15 protein-coding genes are annotated in these 16338 nt (G+C 41.0%); 6 read left to right on the top strand and 9 right to left on the bottom strand.

The window, feature by feature from the left end; genetic code table 11:
* Nucleotides 1–41 precede the first annotated feature (41 nt).
* From H5200_RS13515 to H5200_RS13505, 3 genes are all read right to left on the bottom strand, one after another.
* The gene (locus H5200_RS13515; RefSeq protein WP_182761659.1) at nt 42–1454 is read right to left on the bottom strand and encodes a family 43 glycosylhydrolase; all 1413 of its coding nucleotides are present in this window, start codon (nt 1452–1454) and stop codon (nt 42–44) included.
* Between the two features lie 201 nt (nt 1455–1655).
* Complete coding sequence (locus tag H5200_RS13510; protein WP_149980916.1) at nt 1656–2123, bottom strand: hypothetical protein; 468 nt, start codon at nt 2121–2123, stop codon at nt 1656–1658.
* The gene (locus tag H5200_RS13505) at nt 2123–3265 is read right to left on the bottom strand and encodes a PepSY domain-containing protein (protein WP_182731867.1); all 1143 of its coding nucleotides are present in this window, start codon (nt 3263–3265) and stop codon (nt 2123–2125) included. The genes H5200_RS13510 and H5200_RS13505 overlap by 1 nt, the downstream gene beginning before the upstream one ends.
* 101 nt (nt 3266–3366) lie before the next feature.
* Here H5200_RS13505 and H5200_RS13500 point away from each other — a divergent pair, with 101 nt between their 5' ends.
* Entirely contained in the window at nt 3367–5529 is a 2163-nt protein-coding gene (locus H5200_RS13500; protein WP_182761658.1) for a TonB-dependent siderophore receptor, read from the top strand.
* A 63-nt stretch (nt 5530–5592) separates the two neighbouring features.
* Here the strand turns inward: H5200_RS13500 and H5200_RS13495 are convergent, their stop codons facing one another.
* From H5200_RS13495 to H5200_RS13480, 4 genes are all read right to left on the bottom strand, one after another.
* Complete coding sequence (locus tag H5200_RS13495) at nt 5593–6429, bottom strand: mechanosensitive ion channel family protein (protein WP_149980913.1); 837 nt, start codon at nt 6427–6429, stop codon at nt 5593–5595.
* Between the two features lie 35 nt (nt 6430–6464).
* Entirely contained in the window at nt 6465–7172 is a 708-nt protein-coding gene (locus H5200_RS13490; protein WP_149980912.1) for an LrgB family protein, read from the bottom strand.
* Nucleotides 7165–7548 carry a CidA/LrgA family protein gene (locus H5200_RS13485; RefSeq protein WP_182761657.1) on the bottom strand — a complete coding sequence of 128 codons (384 nt, stop codon included), beginning with the start codon at nt 7546–7548 and terminating at the stop codon, nt 7165–7167. Before H5200_RS13485 ends, H5200_RS13490 begins: the two co-directional genes overlap by 8 nt.
* Nucleotides 7549–7645: 97 nt before the next feature.
* Nucleotides 7646–8437 carry a crotonase/enoyl-CoA hydratase family protein gene (locus tag H5200_RS13480; RefSeq protein ID WP_182716997.1) on the bottom strand — a complete coding sequence of 264 codons (792 nt, stop codon included), beginning with the start codon at nt 8435–8437 and terminating at the stop codon, nt 7646–7648.
* A 303-nt stretch (nt 8438–8740) separates the two neighbouring features.
* Here H5200_RS13480 and H5200_RS13475 point away from each other — a divergent pair, with 303 nt between their 5' ends.
* The 5 genes from H5200_RS13475 (at nt 8741) to H5200_RS13455 (ending at nt 14809) form a co-directional block, all read left to right on the top strand.
* Complete coding sequence (locus H5200_RS13475) at nt 8741–9907, top strand: efflux RND transporter periplasmic adaptor subunit (RefSeq protein WP_182761656.1); 1167 nt, start codon at nt 8741–8743, stop codon at nt 9905–9907.
* Between the two features lie 11 nt (nt 9908–9918).
* Nucleotides 9919–13035, top strand: coding sequence for an efflux RND transporter permease subunit (locus H5200_RS13470; protein WP_182761655.1), 3117 nt, complete (start codon nt 9919–9921; stop codon nt 13033–13035).
* A gap of 107 nt (nt 13036–13142) precedes the next feature.
* On the top strand, nt 13143–13463 hold the full coding sequence (locus H5200_RS13465; protein ID WP_145237630.1) for an HI1450 family dsDNA-mimic protein: 321 nt from the start codon (nt 13143–13145) through the stop codon (nt 13461–13463).
* A 61-nt stretch (nt 13464–13524) separates the two neighbouring features.
* Nucleotides 13525–14340 carry a DUF481 domain-containing protein gene (locus tag H5200_RS13460; protein WP_149980906.1) on the top strand — a complete coding sequence of 272 codons (816 nt, stop codon included), beginning with the start codon at nt 13525–13527 and terminating at the stop codon, nt 14338–14340.
* 16 nt (nt 14341–14356) lie between these two features.
* Nucleotides 14357–14809 carry a hypothetical protein gene (locus H5200_RS13455; protein WP_182717000.1) on the top strand — a complete coding sequence of 151 codons (453 nt, stop codon included), beginning with the start codon at nt 14357–14359 and terminating at the stop codon, nt 14807–14809.
* 69 nt (nt 14810–14878) lie between these two features.
* On the opposite strand, the gene H5200_RS13450 is transcribed toward H5200_RS13455, so the two are convergent.
* Both H5200_RS13450 and ygfZ read right to left on the bottom strand, forming a co-directional pair.
* A complete protein-coding gene (locus H5200_RS13450; RefSeq protein ID WP_182717001.1) occupies nt 14879–15364 on the bottom strand; it encodes a peptidylprolyl isomerase in 486 nt (161 codons plus the stop codon).
* Nucleotides 15365–15376: 12 nt separating this feature from the next.
* Nucleotides 15377–16288, bottom strand: a complete 912-nt coding sequence (gene ygfZ / locus H5200_RS13445; protein WP_182717002.1) for a tRNA-modifying protein YgfZ — start codon at nt 16286–16288, stop codon at nt 15377–15379.
* Nucleotides 16289–16338: the final 50 nt, after the last annotated feature.

Raw genomic sequence — 16338 nt, 5'->3', positions numbered from 1 at the left:
GCGTTATTACACGCTTTATAAATGTTACTAAGTTGGCTGATTTAAAATTTAGGCCAACCATTTGAGTCCCAATTTAGTGTGCTGATCAATAGTTTTGGCACACCGTTGTCACCTTTATCATAAGCATGGCGAACCATTACATCGGTATTAAGAATATCTTGGCCGCCAGGTCCGGCCCACTGGCTGTTACCAGCATCTAAAATACTGCCACCACCAGAGAGCATATTGTTGCCATTCTTGTCTAAGTAAGGACCACGAATATCCGTTGCACGCCCATATGCGATACGATAGGTGCTATCGGTTCCTGCGCAACATTTACCAACAGATACAAATAGGTAGTAGTATCCTTGGCGATAGATGATCGTTGGTGCTTCAATGCCACCTGAGCGGCTAGCAAGGGAATAGAGCTCACCAAATGGTTTCATCGTTATTGGGTTGATCCGCATTAACTTGATACCTGAATTCCACGAACCGAATGTTAACCATGGCGCACCATCTTTGGCGACGACTAAATCTGGGTCAATCGCATTGTAGTTATTGCTGTTGGTGGTGTTTATCACTAAACCATCATCACGCCAATTACCGGCAGAGACACTACTTGCTGAGGCTAAACCAATTGCCGAAACACGCGAGCCAAAGGTTGATATTGCATAATAAAGCGAGCTACGCCCATTGTAGCTTTTAAGTTCAGGCGCCCAAACATCAATGCCATCGTGTTCAGGCACATAGTTAGACCACCAATTTAAGCCATTAGGAAAAATCGCTGCCGCATCATTCCATGCTACGCCATCATTTGACCACTTTCCAGCGATGCCAGGCCCAGTTTGAAATATCCACCACGTACCATTTTCGTAACTGATGGTTGGATCGTGAGTGACTAAACTACCGGTTAATGGCCAATGATCCGTTGCGCCATTGGTAGTTGAAGGATCAAAGGGAGCGGATTCTACGTTGGCGAGTTTATTGAGCTGCCAAAGCTGTGCATCACTGCCATTGTATGCCCATTGGCTGATATTAGCCCCGTCATTGCCGTCAAAGTCATACAGGTCGAGTGCTTTTTGGCTATTGGCATTGATAAAGCTCACATAGCCGTTGCCTTCGTTATTAATTTGCCAATGCTGGGTTGCGCCAGCGCTATAGTCATATTGCACTACGTTTGCGCCATCATTAGTTGACCACTCAAAGACCTCCATTGCTTTACCGCTGTTAAGGTTTATTACAGAGTAGTTATTATTTTCAACCTGAGTAATGAGCCAGCGTTGGGTATCGTGATTGGTATTAGCCCATTGGCTAATATTCGCGCCATCAGCTGTTGATGCATTGGCAACTTCGACAAATTTGGCGCTATATTTTGATTTTATGGTATAGACGCCATTATCGATAGCGAATGCATTATTAAAAAATGGGCTGGCGGCTAAACTAAGCCAGCAAAGTAATTGTGTGGAAAATTTCATTTTATCTCCAAAGTACTGTGTGTGTATGATCCGATAGCTCAAGCAAATTTAGCATTCGATGAGCAGCTCAACGATTAAACTTTAAAAGGTTAATTATAATACTTTATTATATTATTACTTTTGTAAAGATAAATGGTGATTTAAGTTAAATAAAAGTTGGGTTTGGGTGGGCGTGGGAGCATGTTTTGCTCCCCATTGTTGTTAGTTAATAAACTGGCTTGGAATTTCCCAGCTTTGAACTAGCAATTCACCTTGCCACGTTTGGAGTGTGATCCATGCCTTATCTTTGCTGGTTATTAATTTTGGTGCAATAGCGTGCACATGTTGACCATGACGCGTGCCATGTAAAATACCTTCATCGGCTTTTGATAACTGACTAAGTGGTAAAGGAGTGGGGCCAATATTCATGTAACCTTGGCGTACATCTGCTATTTTTCCTTTATTAAACATTACCATAAAATCTTTAACGTATTCACCATGGTGGCTATAGGGGGGCGCCATATTAAGTGGCATGGGTGCAAGGGTAAACTCTCCCATTGTTTGCTCGCCCCATGAGTCAGGAAATATGAGAATCATTGATTGATATAAAAACCAAAATGGTAAAATTAAAATACTAGCATGTAGTAGATACTTATAGCGTTGCCACCAAGTACTTTTAAGTCGCGCCATTATTGTGCCTCCTGAATATAGTCAGTCGTTAGCAGCTGCGCCTTTGTTGTCTTAGCTAACTTACTACGCCACATCATAAAGCCTGTAATAGACATACCGCTTAAGATCACGCCAAAAATAAACCAAACTAGCTTGGTCCAGATCCCGCCAATTGTGCCGTAATGCAAAGGGTCTGCAATATGAGAAATAGTTTGTAGAGCGTTCATTGATCCGGGACTTTTAGTCTGTGCTAATTCGCCTGTCCAAGGATTTATCGTCGTTGAGAACGCATAGTCATCATAGAAAATAGTGTTGTTCGAGCCGCTGATACTGTACATGCCTCGGCTATGTTCTGGGAACATGATGTAATGAGGTTCAAAGTCAGTAAACTGCTGCTTAGTGAGCTGTAGAGCCTGACTTAGACTGATGGCCGGTACCGTTTTAGAGGTGGGCAAATCAGCTATGCTTACCAGCGGCGGATGCTCTTCAATATCAATTTCGTTATGCCACATAATTGCTTGAGTTAAATACCAAAACCCCGTTAAGCTCATAATGAGTAAAAACCACATAGACCAGACGCCAGCCAAGCTATGTAAATCTTTTAGTAAGGTTTTTTTACCTTGATTGAAGCGCAATTTAGGCTGAGTAAAAGCACGCCAGAAATTTTTATAAATAATCAGCCCGGTGGCTAATGCGCCAAACATGACTATTGCCATTGCAGATACAAGATAATAACCGACGCTATAACCAGCTTGCCATGGAAACAACAGCCAACCATGTAACGCGCGCATAAAACCAATAAAGGTGATGCCTTGATTAACTGCTTGTATTTGCCCTGTGTATTGATTTACGTAGGCAATTGCTTGGGGTTTATTGTGATCTGTAAATATAATAGCGTTTACTAAATACGGTTCATACACCAATACTGATGTGATATCAGCAGTTGGATGTTGTTGTTCTACTGCTGCTATTAATTCATCGATTGGTTTTGCAGGCAAATTGTTAGGATTACTTGCTCGAGCAGCAGGGTTGGTTAACCAGGTAAGCTCATGACTCACTACAGAGAGAGTGCCTGTAATACAAATAAAACAGAATAAAACCCATACAGGCAATGAGAACCAGCCATGTAATTGAAACCAAAATCGCTTGCTTACTTTAGCCATAGTGAAACCTATTGTTAATGATATTTGTTATCATTCATATTGCATTTCAATAATTGTACTATTAAACTACCTTCAATTTCAATTTGTCCTAAGGAATATTAATGCAGTTAAGTGGAATAAATACACCGTTAAGTATTTTATCTTTGACTCTTCTTTCACTGTTAAATCCTTCTAATGCTGTTGCCGAACAGCAAGCTGTGAGTGAAGGTCACGATTTAGAAGTTATTACGGTAAAAAGTCAACGAGGTTTGATTTCATACATGAGTGCATCTGGTGCAAAATCAGACGTGCCAATCATTGAAACTCCGTTATCTGTTTCTGTTTTAACGCAAGAGCGAATTGAAGACCTAGGCGCATTAACTATTCAAGATGCAATTGGTTATGTGTCTGGTTTATATAACGGTCCATACGGTGTTGATACCCGTGGCGATTGGTCGGTTATTCGTGGTGTGTCGCCCGTACAATACTTAGATGGCTTAAAATCGTTGTATGGTAGTTATAATAATGTTCGTACTAACCCTTATGGATTGTCGCAAATTGAAATACTAAAAGGGCCGAGCTCAGTGCTATATGGGCAAGGTTCAATTGGTGGAATTGTTAACTTAGTCAGTAAAAAACCAGAAGCTGAAACATCAGGGCAGCTTTGGGGGCAAGTTGGTAACTATTCGCGTAAACAAGTTGCGGGAGATATTACTGGTGCTTTAAATGATGATGCGTCATTACAAGGGCGAGTAATTGGTTTATGGCGAGAGAGTGATACGCAAACCGATTATGTGCCAGATAACAGTATTGTGTTTTCTCCATCATTAACCTGGTATGCCACTGATGATACAAAAATAACGCTATTAACTAATTGGCAAAAGAATGAATCAGGCACGAGTACCTCGTTCTTACCTCACTCAGGCACTATTTTAGAAAACGAAAACGGCAAAATTCCATCAAACCGTTTTGTTTCTGAGCCGGGTTTTGATCGTTATGATACTGAGCAAGCGTCAATCACTGCGATTTTAGAGCAAAATATTAATGCTGATTGGCAGTTTAAACTTGCTGCGCGTTACACCGATAGTCATGCTGATTATCATACGATTTATGGTTGGCCACCTAAATTTTTAGAAGATGGGCGCAGCGTCAAGCGAGTGTCTTATCTTAGCTCCGCTGATTCGCGGGCTATTGCCAGTGATGCCCAGTTTCATGGCAATATAATAACCGGTAATATTGAGCACACAATAGTGATGGGGCTTGATTATCAAAATGCTTATACCGATAACGACTCTGTTTCTGGACTCGCTGGCACGCTAGACTTATTTAACCCGAAATATGGCCAAGTCGCTAATTTACCAACGGTAGATGATATCGTTGATTATGACTCGTCAAAGGTTTATCAAACTGGCTTATATATTCAAGACAGTATGAAAATTGCTGATAAGTGGATAGTCTCAACAGCATTACGTCGCGATAAAGCAACAACAAACCCTGAAAACGGCAAAAGTGAGTCACAGTATGCGACCACCGGTCGTTTAGGCTTGATGTATTTATTTGACTCAGGGGTTTCACCGTATGCAAGTTATAGTGAATCATTTGAACCATTAATAGGTCAAGATGCTTACGGTAAAGCATTCGAACCAAAAACGGGTGAGCAAGTTGAAGCGGGTTTAAAATATCAACCAGCAGGTACAGAGCATCTACTTACGGCCGCCGTATATCATATTGTAGAGCAAAATCGCACCACCAGCTTACCAGCTGAACAGGTGGGTAATACAAATCTTATTGACCCTAATGGACAAGTTCAGCAAGGTGAGGTAACTGTTAAAGGTATTGAATTAGAAGCACAGCTAGCGTGGGATACAGTCGATGTTTACGCATCTTATGCATACACTGACGGCTATGTTAGTCAAAGTAATACTCTTGGTGAAGATGGTGCAAAGTTAAGTGCCTTGCCAGATCAGCAAGCATCTATTTGGAGTACTTGGCGACCTGAGTCATTGAACGGCTTTAAAATGGGTTTTGGAGCACGATACGTTGGTGAAACATCAGATGGAAGTGCCTATGTTGAAATGAATAATATAGTTTTAAATGATCCTATTAAAACGGATAACTATACTTTATTTGACGCTATGATTGGTTATGATTTTGATGACTATAGTTTTAGTTTACAAGCGCAAAATTTAACGGATAAAACAGTGATTACATCATGTTTAGCGCGTGGAGATTGCTTCTATGGTCAACGCAGAACTGTAACTGCGAATGTGCGCTATAAGTTTTAATGAAGTTAAGATGTAGTATAAATAAAGGGAGCAATTAGCTCCCTTGTTTGCAGTATTGCTAGCTTAGCTATCAATACTTTGTTGGTTAATTGTGACAATTCGTTGTGGGAATGGAATTTCAATATCCGCACCTTGAATCGCACTATATACGCCACCGTTTACGGCCAGCTTGGTTTCAATTATTTTCGTTGTCGGCACCCAGTAGCGGTAACTAATTGTTACTCCACTTTCAGCAAACCGTTCAATGCCAACTTGTGATAGCGGTTCACTTGCGACTAACTCATGGTCTTTCAATACGTCTTCTATAAGCTCTATAGCATGCTCAGCACTGGCGTTATAGGCAATATCAATTTCACCTTTGACCAATGAATAATTAAATGAGTTATGTAGTATTTCGCCAACGATATGTTTGTTAGGAATAGTAATCTCGACTTTTTCTTCGTTGATCAAAATGGTGTAGCCTAACTCAATGGTTTTTACTTGACCGCTGACATTTTTAACTTCAATCGTGTCACCAACAATAAAGGGGCGGGTGGCTATAATAGCCAAGCCTGCGCCATAATTTGATAACATCCCTTGCAATGCTAAACCAGCGCCAAGAGAAGCGGCACCAATTGCAGCAACAAAAGGTGTGACACTTATGCCAATTTTACCTAGCGCAATAATAATGAACATAACGATAAACAATACTTTCACTACATTACTGACAAAATTAGTGAGAGTAATATCAATATTGTTACGCGCCATTAAAGCGGCAATCATCTTAGATATTTTTTGTGCCACCCACAAACCAAAAATCAAGATCAACAATGCGCCAACTAATTGCATGCTGTACTTAACGAGGTACTCAGTGATCATGGTGTAGTATTTTTCAACTTGTTGGATTTCTGTACTGATCATCTATTATCCATAAATAAAGTGGTTAAACTATTTCATCATAGCAGAGCTTGACTCAAAAAAGGATAAAGTAATGGTACGATTAAAGCGGTAAGTAATGCGCTCAATGCCATTGCCACTGAAGCAAATGCACCAATACGCGGATGCTCAACAAGTGCGGCGGCGGTGCCTATTGCATGAAATGCAGTACCAATCGCAACGCCTTGTGCCTGATGGTTATAAATGCCCACCTGACGAAGAATAAGTAGCGCGAACAAAGCACCTAATAAGCCGATAAAAATCACCATCGCAGCTGCCAGCGAAGCGATGCCTCCGAGTGAATCAGTGACTAGCAGAGTAATGGGAGTAGTGACCGATAAAGCGGCAACAGATGCTGCTAATTGTGTAGGCACATTAAATGCAGCACTGAGTAAGGTTGCAACCACAGTGGCATTGATTATGCCCAGACTACAGCAGCCAACAATCAGCAAGAGATTTCTTCGTATATGCACAAATTGTTGATATAGCGGTAATGCAAGCGCAACAATGGCAGGCTCCAGTAAATAGCTTAATAGCTGGCTATGGCTAGCAAATTGCGAATAAGGCAGTGAAAAACTCACTAGTAATATGGCTATAAGCGTAATAGTGATAAAAACGGGATTAGTCAGCGCTTTTAATAAAGGATTGTTAATGGTTGTATTGAGCTTCCTTAACCCTAAAAACAGCGTGATAATTACAGGAATACTTAACCACCATAGATCAATCATGTTCAATCCTGCCTTTAAATATACTGATCACTGCTGCGATAAGCAGTAAGCTGGTCAATGGCACCAAAATGAAAACTGCACTGAGAAATTGCCATTGCAGGGCGATGATTTCAAGGTGTTCGATAAAACCAACCCCAGCAGGGATGAAAAAAAGCGGCATGACATTTAATAATGGCTTAGCACAGGGAGCTAAGTGATGCTCTTTCACTACGTTTGTTAAAAGTAACGTAAGCAGCATTAGCATCGCTAATAGGGGGGCTGGAAAGCTGCCTTGCAGCCAGTGCATGATTATTTTTGCTATAGCCAAACAACCCAAAATCAAACAGCTGCTGAGTAAATAAGGGAAGATTTTTTTTAGCACAGTTCGGGGATCCATTGATTATTTACTCACTACAGGTCGTATTATACTTCAGCATATTTGCTTGTTGAAAACTATGCGACTTATTGCTTAGCGTTGATATTAAGTGAATTTGTTACCAACGTTTACTATTTTGATACTCGATGTTGTCGGCGCCTTTGGCTTTTGCAATGGCCTTTTTTGTATTACTGTTAATAAGCAGACGAATTTGGCTAATGGTTTCTTTTGCTAAAATTTGTCTTCTTGGAGTGTTAAAACTTTGTTGGGTAACGCGTTTGATTGCCGCTAAAGTATCCGGTGAGCGAGCTAATAAGGTATTGATCATTGCTAAACAGCGTTGCTTTGGATCCGCATTTACTTCGGTTATTAACCCTAATTGCAGCGCTTTATCAGCACTAATAGGATCTGCATGACTGGCAAGCCACATGGCATCGTCACGTTTTAGTAAGCTAGGTAGTACAACATTTGCACCCATATCAGGGCATAGTCCCCAGCGCGCTTCCATAATGGCTAATTTAGCATCTGGGTGCACAATCCGATAATCAGCCCCAAGAGCTATTTGCAGGCCACCACCAAAGCAATTACCTTGGACAACTGCGAATACCGGCACACTTAGTGATTGCCAACCCAGCACAACTTGCTGCGCTAAATTACAGTTACCCGGTAACCATTTAAATAGCAACTTGGCAATATTTATGGGACTTTTCATAACGGCAGCAACATCCAGTCCAGCACAAAAATGCTCACCATCACCTTGAATAACGACAGCGCGGATAGTCGGGTCTTTTTTAATTTTTTTAATGATACTTGTCAGCTGTTTGAACATGACAAAATTCAACGCATTTTGTTTATCTTTTCGGGATAATGTAACGAAGGCGATAGCCTGCTGTGTTTCAAAATTAATCATGTCAACTCCTCTGACCTGTTTCAGTTTAGCTTACGAGCTAATTGAATTGATGTAAAGCGTGGCTTTCTTGTTTGAAAAGCAAGCTATTTTATAGCCTGTTATTGTGAACCTCTGATACAAATGATTACAAAGTGGTCTATATTTTTAATCGGGTGGCTTGTTATATGATCGACCCATAATAGCCTCTGAACGTAACTTGGCGTTTAAACACAATTTAAAATAAACATATAAAGGTAGTGCGCGCAGCTACTAAGGAGATAAACCATGCTAAAAAGGTTCACGCCTAGCATTTTAGGAACTTACATGTCATTAGCGATCAAAGGGGTTGTTGGTATAACATTAATCGCTTTTTTAGCTGGTTGCTCAGATGATAATGCTACCAAACAAGTCGCTCCGCCTCCTGCGGTTTCAGTATTTAATGTTGTTACCCAAGAGGTGGGGAATTATCGAGAGTTTGTTGCTCGCACGGAAGCTCATCAGGAAGTGAAAATTCGCGCTCGTGTTGAGGGTGAATTAATAGAACGTCATTTTGATGAAGGCTCATTTGTTGAAAAAGGACAGCTACTACTGAGAATCGATCCAAGTGAATATCAATCTTCTGTTGCTGAAATTGAAGCGGACTTAAAAAGTAAGCTTGCTGGCGAAGATGGCGCATCTCGCGATTTAAAACGCGGTAAAGAAGTTGCTGCACAAGGGTTTATCTCACAATCTGATTTAGATAAATTAACCACTAAGTATGAGCAAGCTGCTGCGGCTGTTATCTCAGCAAGGGCAAGCCTTGAAAAAGCAAAATTAAATTTAAGTTACACCGAAATTAAAGCGCCGTTTGCAGGGCGTATTGGTAAGGTTAATTACGATGTAGGCAATATTGTGAGTCCTTCCTCAAATGAACTAGCGGAATTGACCGATGTGGATCCAATTTATGTTAACTTCCAGGTCGAAGAAGGTGATTACATTAGTTATCGTCAAAAACATCAAGACAGTGCTAATAACCCTCAAAATGTACCAATCGATTTATCCCTGCGTTTGCCAAATAACTCGGACTTGGGGGCTAAAGGGCAGTTAGATTTTGCCGATACGAAAATTGATCGCAGTACTGGCACAGTTGAATTAAGAGCGACATTTGCCAATCCACAAAACATTATAATGCCAGGCTTGTTTGTCACCTTAATTGTTGAAAGTAAAGATAAGCAATTACAAGCACTTATTCCTCAAGCAGCAGTACAAGAAAATCAACAAGGTAAATTTGTACTCGTGGTGGGTGAAGATAACAAAGTTGCTACGCGCATTGTGCAACTAGGACGGCGCATTAATGCGATGTGGGTCGTTCAATCGGGCCTTGAAGAAGGTGAGCAAGTGATTGTTGAAGGTTTACAAAAAGTACGTCAAGGGGTCGAAGTTAAACCAGTTGAAAAAAAGGTCGATCACACCACTGGTACAATTTCTAGTCAATCAGACGCTGCAAACTAAAGGAAACGCACATGATAAGTAAAACGTTTATCGCGCGGCCTAAATTTGCCCTCGTTATTTCGATAGTGATTACGCTAGCGGGTTTGATTTCCATGGGTTTGCTGCCAGTTAATATGTATCCCGAGATTACTCCACCGCAAATACAGATCACCGCAGTTTACCCTGGCGCCAGTGCGCAAATAGTGGAAGAGTCTGTGGTCAGACCCATTGAAGAGCAAGTTAATGGTGTAAAAGATATGATGTATATCGAGTCCAGCTCCAGCAATAACGGCACTGCTACGATAACTGCATACTTTAAGGTGGGCACGGATACTGATATTGCTCAAGTCAATGTACAAAACCGTGTCGCGTTAGCTGAACCAGGATTACCCAGCGAAGTAACACGCCAAGGTGTATCGGTTAAGAAAAAATCCAGTTCAATGTTATTGGGTATTAACTTGTATTCTAGCCAAGCAAACATTGATGCTATTTTTTTAAGTAACTATGCAACAAATTACTTAACGGAACCGCTGGGACGAATTAAAGGCGTGGCATCGGCTGAGGTTATGGGTGAGAAAACCTATTCAATGCGATTGTGGTTACGTCCAGATAAAATGGCGGCGTTAGGGCTGACAGTAGGCGAAGTTAGAGCAGCATTACAAGAGCAGAATACCATAGTGGCAGCTGGTAAATTAGGTGCTGCACCGAGTTTACCAAGTCAGCAGTTTGAATATTCAATTCAAGCTAAAGGGCGTTTAAAAACTCCAGAAGAGTTTGGCCAAACAATTATTCGTGCTAATCAAGATGGTAACTTTGTACGTTTAACTGATATTGCCCGCATCGAACTTGGCTCAGCTGATTACAGTATTAACGCTAAGTTAAATCAGCAAGATACCGCTTTTATAGTTATTTACCAATTAACCGATGCCAATGCAACGCAAGTGGCAAGTGATGTTAAAGCCACCATGGCAGAGCTTGCTAAGCAATTACCAGATGGTGTTGAATACTCAATACCATACGATACGACAGAGTTTATCAATCGCTCAATCGAAGAAGTGATTGTTACATTATTTCAAGCTGTTGGCCTGGTTGTTTTAGTGGTGTTTTTGTTTTTACAAAATTGGCGCGCGACACTTATTCCAACTATTGCCATTCCAGTATCGTTGGTGGGCACGTTTGCTTTTATGATGGCTATGGGTTACTCAATTAACTTAATTACCTTATTTGGTTTAGTGCTGGCGATCGGTATTGTGGTAGATGATGCAATTATTGTAATTGAGAATGTTGAGCGGATCCTCAAAGAAGAAAAGTTGCCGATTAAGGAGGCGGTCACTAAAGCGATGGAGCAAGTAACCGGGCCTATTATTGCGACCTCGTTGGTGTTATTAGCCGTATTTGTGCCTGTAGGCTTTATGCCTGGTATTACCGGGGAGCTTTATAAGCAGTTTTCTGTAACGATTTCGTTTGCGGTATTAATTTCATCGGTTAACGCATTAACCCTAAGTCCAGCTTTATGTGCGCTATTGTTAACAGAAAAGTCAATGAAACCGATAAAATGGCTGGCGCCAGTCGAGCAAGGCATTGTTAAATCAACTTCCATCTATTCTAAAATCATCCACTTTGTTTTAAAACGCTCGGCACGAGTGGGTATTTTTGCCTTAGTTATTTTTGTGGTGGCAGGCTGGCTGGCTAAAAGCGTTCCAACAGGATTTGTGCCAGCCGAAGATCAAGGTTTTGTGTTTGTAGATGTGCAATTACCAGATGCGGCGGCTTCTGGTCGCACTGCTGATGTGATGCATAAAATAGGTGACATTATTAAACAAGAACCTGCAGCAACTGATTTTATTGCGGTATCCGGTTTTTCTTTGATTGGCGGGGCGGGCTCAAATAATGCTTTAGGTATTGTTATTTTAAAAGACTGGGAAGAACGCACTAGTGCTGAACTAGGCTTAAAGTCAGTGATTGGTCGTTTGATGGGAAAAATGTGGGCCATGCCAGATGCGCAGATAATGGTATTTAACCCGCCGCCAATTCCTGGTTTAGGTAATAGCGCTGGTTTTGAGTTTCGCCTACAAGACAGTGAAGGTCGGGATCCGACTGAATTGGCGCAAGTACTTAATGGTCTGGTATATGAAGCGAACCAACATCCAAGCTTGAGTAATGTGTACAGTACTTTTAGAGCAAATGTACCGCAGTACTTTTTAGAGATAGATCGCAATAAAGCAAAGGCTCAAGGGGTTGCATTAAGTGACATATTCTTAACGCTCCAAGCCCAGCTCGGCTCATTATATATTAACGATTTCAATCAGTTTAGTCGTACTTATAAAGTAATCATGCAAGCTGAGAGTGAGTTCCGTAAAAATCCTTCCGACTTACAGCATTATTTTGTGCGTAATAATGAAGGCGACATGGTGCCATTAACGACACTTGCTAAACTTGAACCAATTCTTGGGCCAACAACCCTTAAGCACTTTAATTTATATCGTAGTGCGAGTATCAGTGGTCAAGCAGCTGCGGGGTTCTCAAGTGGTGATGCAATAGCTGCCATGGAAGAGCTAGCTAAGCAGTTACCTAATGGCTATGTATTTGAATGGGCAGGGCAATCTAAACAAGAAATTGAAGCTGGCAATATGGCACCGTTGCTATTTGCTTTGGCCGTTATCTTTGTTTACTTGTTCTTGGTTGCACAATATGAAAGTTGGACGATCCCTTTTTCAGTTATAGCCGCAATTCCACTGGCGATGTTTGGCGCAATGTTAGCGTTATACGTACTGGGTATGGAAAATAATATTTATGCACAAGTGGGGTTAGTACTGCTTATAGGTATGTCGACCAAAACTGCAATCTTGATTGTAGAGTTTGCGATGGAAGAACGGCTTGCCGGCAAGAGTATTTTTGATGCGGCTCTTAGTGCAGCCAAAATGAGGTTTCGTGCGGTATTAATGACTGCTCTTTCATTTGTATTAGGTGTATTACCGTTAGTATTTGCAACTGGCGCGGGTGCTGGAAGCCGCGTATCGCTTGGTGTCACTGTGCTAGCCGGCATGTTAGCCGCGACTATATTGGGTACTTTGCTGGTGCCATTATTTTATAGTTTGGTGCAGTCAATGCGCGAAAAAGTAAAGGGCACAGCGACAACGCAAACGTAAAATAAGCCCTGTATAAAAAAAGTCAGGGAAACCTGGCTTTTTTTTGTCAAAAATTTGCTGAGGTTTGATACTATATCTGGCATTAGCATCATGAAAGGTTTATGGCAATGACAGGACCCCGTTTATACAGTGAAGAAGAAGTAACGCATCAAGCTTACGATATCTTTTTAGAGTTAGCCCCAGATAACCTTAGTGAGCAAGATGTTGATGATTTTAACCAGCATCGTGAAGAGCTTGGCTTTATTGAAGAAGGTGAGCCTGATGACCAATGGCAAGATTTTGTCGCATTAGAAATAGAGCCAGAATTATTTATTCAGGTGTTAGTGGGACTTGAATTCGATAATCAAGATATTTTATTTGCTAAAATTTTGATTAGCCGTGATAAAGACGCGCCGTTTTGTCATATATTATGGAAAGATAGCGAATAATCTCGATGCAGTATCTTAGTGAAAACAGCCTTGTTTTAAATATCAACACAGTGAGCGAACAGTGATTAGGTTACTGCTGTTGTTGGGCTGTCTGCTTAGCTTTAGAGTCTGGGCGGTTGATCCTTTTGAAGACTTTCATGAGTACGGTCAACTCTCAGATGAAGAGATCCATAAAATCCATCAAGGCGAACTATTATACGGCGATACTGAATTTGGATTTATTGTTAGTCGCGGTAATACTAATTCGACCAGTTTTAAGTTCAAAGGTAACTTATATCAAGATCTTGAAAATTGGCGTAATCAATTCAAGATAGATAGTTTATATAAACGTGATCGTAACGACACCACTGGCAATGATGAAGTCTCGGCAAACCGTATATTTTTCTCTGCGCAGGGCAACTATAAAGTAGGGGTAAAAAATGCCTCATTCTTTATGTATGGTGATTATGAAGAAGATGAATTCAGTGGTCTTGAGTTTAAAAGCACACTTGCGGCAGGTTATGGTAATCGTTTATATCAAGGGGTAAAAAACCAAGTTGATTTTGATATAGGGCCTGGTTTATACCGCTCGGTAGCACAAGATGATGCTGAGCTTGAAGATGAGCAAGACAAAACCAAAACCGGTTATTTATTACGTTTAGCACTGCAGTGGGAGCGTACGGTCTCGACTCGAACACGTTTCAATCAAGATTTAAGTATTGAACAGTCATTGTCAGGATTGAACTCACGATTAAAGTCAGAAACATCACTGATCAGCCAACTAATGGGCGCTGTATCATTAAAGTTTACTTATTTATATCGTTATAATTCTAAGCCGGAAGACGATAAGTTAAAGTTTGATTCAGAACTAAGTGCGACATTAGTTTATAGTTTTTAATATTTTAGAGAGTGTTATGTATCAGCATAAGCAATTTGCACTGTTCATTTTTGTTATTCTAAGTTGGATTGCCAGCTTTGTTGGTTTAGCTTGGTATTTAATTGGTGCCGATATGCCGTTAATGGTATTTGCAGCGATTTTAGTGCTGGTGGGGTTTTTGTTCCATGGTTTAACCATTAAAGTTGATGACAGCCAAATTAGCTGGGGGTTTGGTCCTGGTGTGTTTGGTGATAAGTTACAGTTAGTGGATATTATTGAAGCTAAAGCGGTAGAAAACTCTTTTCGTCATGGTATTGGCTTACGTATTACCCATGATGGTTGGGTATACACAGTGTCAGGATTTAGCGCGGTACAGCTAACTTTAAAAGATGGCAGCCAATATCGCTTGGGAACTAACGACCAAGATGGTTTACTGGCAGCGTTGGCGGGTAAGATAAGTGAGCCAATAGCAGAGCCTACACCCGTTTGATTAAATTATAGATATAAAAAAAGCGCAGTAGCGCTTTTTTTATTGTCGGTTTAGTCCACTAAGTCGATATTAGTGATCGTGACCACAGCCACCATCACCATGGACATGGCCATGCTCTAGCTCGTCTGCTGTTGCATCACGCACTTCAAGTATTTCTACATCAAAGTTTAAAGTGATGCCAGCGAGTGGATTATTACCATCAACAATTACATCGTCTTCTTGAATATCAATGATCATTACAGATTGATCGCCGTCATCTGTTGAGGCACGAAATTGCATACCAACTTCAATTTCCATGCCTTCAAACATCGACTTAGGTACTGCTTGCATCAGATCATCATGGCGTTCGCCATAACCTTGCTCTGGTGGCACAGTAACGCTGAGTGTGTCGCCCGCTTTTTTACCTTGCAGGGCATCTTCTAGGCCTTGAATTAAGTAACCGGTACCAACGATAAAGATCAGTGGCTCACCATCAAATGAGTTATCGATAGAGTTTTTGTCATTATCCATGACTGAATAATGCATTTTTACCACTTTATTTGTTGCAACGATCATAGTCACTCCTATTTATTCGTCTTCGAGAGAGTAGGGTAGAGGAAGGATTGATAGCTCTACCGTTGGGGCATGTTTTGCACGCAGTAACTGACTAGTTTCACTGTCGTTTGGCAACACAACAAGGCCAAATAAGGTTTTACTTTGTTGATTGTAGGCTTGGCTTATTAATTTGCCAGCACGACGCCAGTTTTCACCCATTTGGGTTTCAAGCTCTGGTTCAGCTAATTCTCCATCGCTGTGCCCTGATACGATATACATAGCGCGTTTATTTTTACCAAGGTATTTCATGCGGGCAACGGTTTCTTGGCCTGTGTAACAGCCTTTACGAAAGCTTACTCCACCGATAGCTTGCAGGTTAACCATTTGTGGTACGTATTCACCGAGTGCCGCTTCATTGAGCTCAGGCTCACCCGCTAAAATACTATGTTGGTGCCACAGCGCGTCGTTTTCAAGGGCGATAACCTCATCAGGCAGTGAAAATTCGTCATTAACCATCAGTAAAATGCGGTTTTTTGCTAATTTTAGTGCTTTACCATGACTAAAATCGCAAGCGCTATCTTGCTCATTAAAATGAATGTTCAACGCATTTAAGGTTGCAGCTAGATCATCACCGATTAAACCAATTAACTTGCTGGTAGCAGCGTGTATTTCAACTTTTGAAAACACCGCATACTTTTTTAATTCAGTTAAAGATTGAGCGGTTTCAACCGCTGATGCTGCTAAATAGTAACTATCTTGATAAGCAAAGAGCTTGGCTACACTCCATAATTTACCTTTGGCATTACAGTGCCCAGCCCATAAGAAGTTGGTTTGGTTGAGCTTATTAATATCTTGGGTAATTTGGCCATGAAGGTAGGCGAGTTTATCAACACCGCTAATGCGGATCAGCTGATGTGATAAAGGGCATGCGTGTACTGTTGACATAAAAACCTGCGTTACAAGAAATGTAGGCGCGTATAATACCGTAGTTAGCG

The sequence above is a fragment of the Pseudoalteromonas sp. SG43-7 genome (assembly GCF_014164295.1).
In the GTDB taxonomy this organism is placed as follows: Bacteria; Pseudomonadota; Gammaproteobacteria; order Enterobacterales; family Alteromonadaceae; genus Pseudoalteromonas; species Pseudoalteromonas rhizosphaerae.
This window is presented reverse-complemented; position numbering and strand designations above follow the sequence as displayed.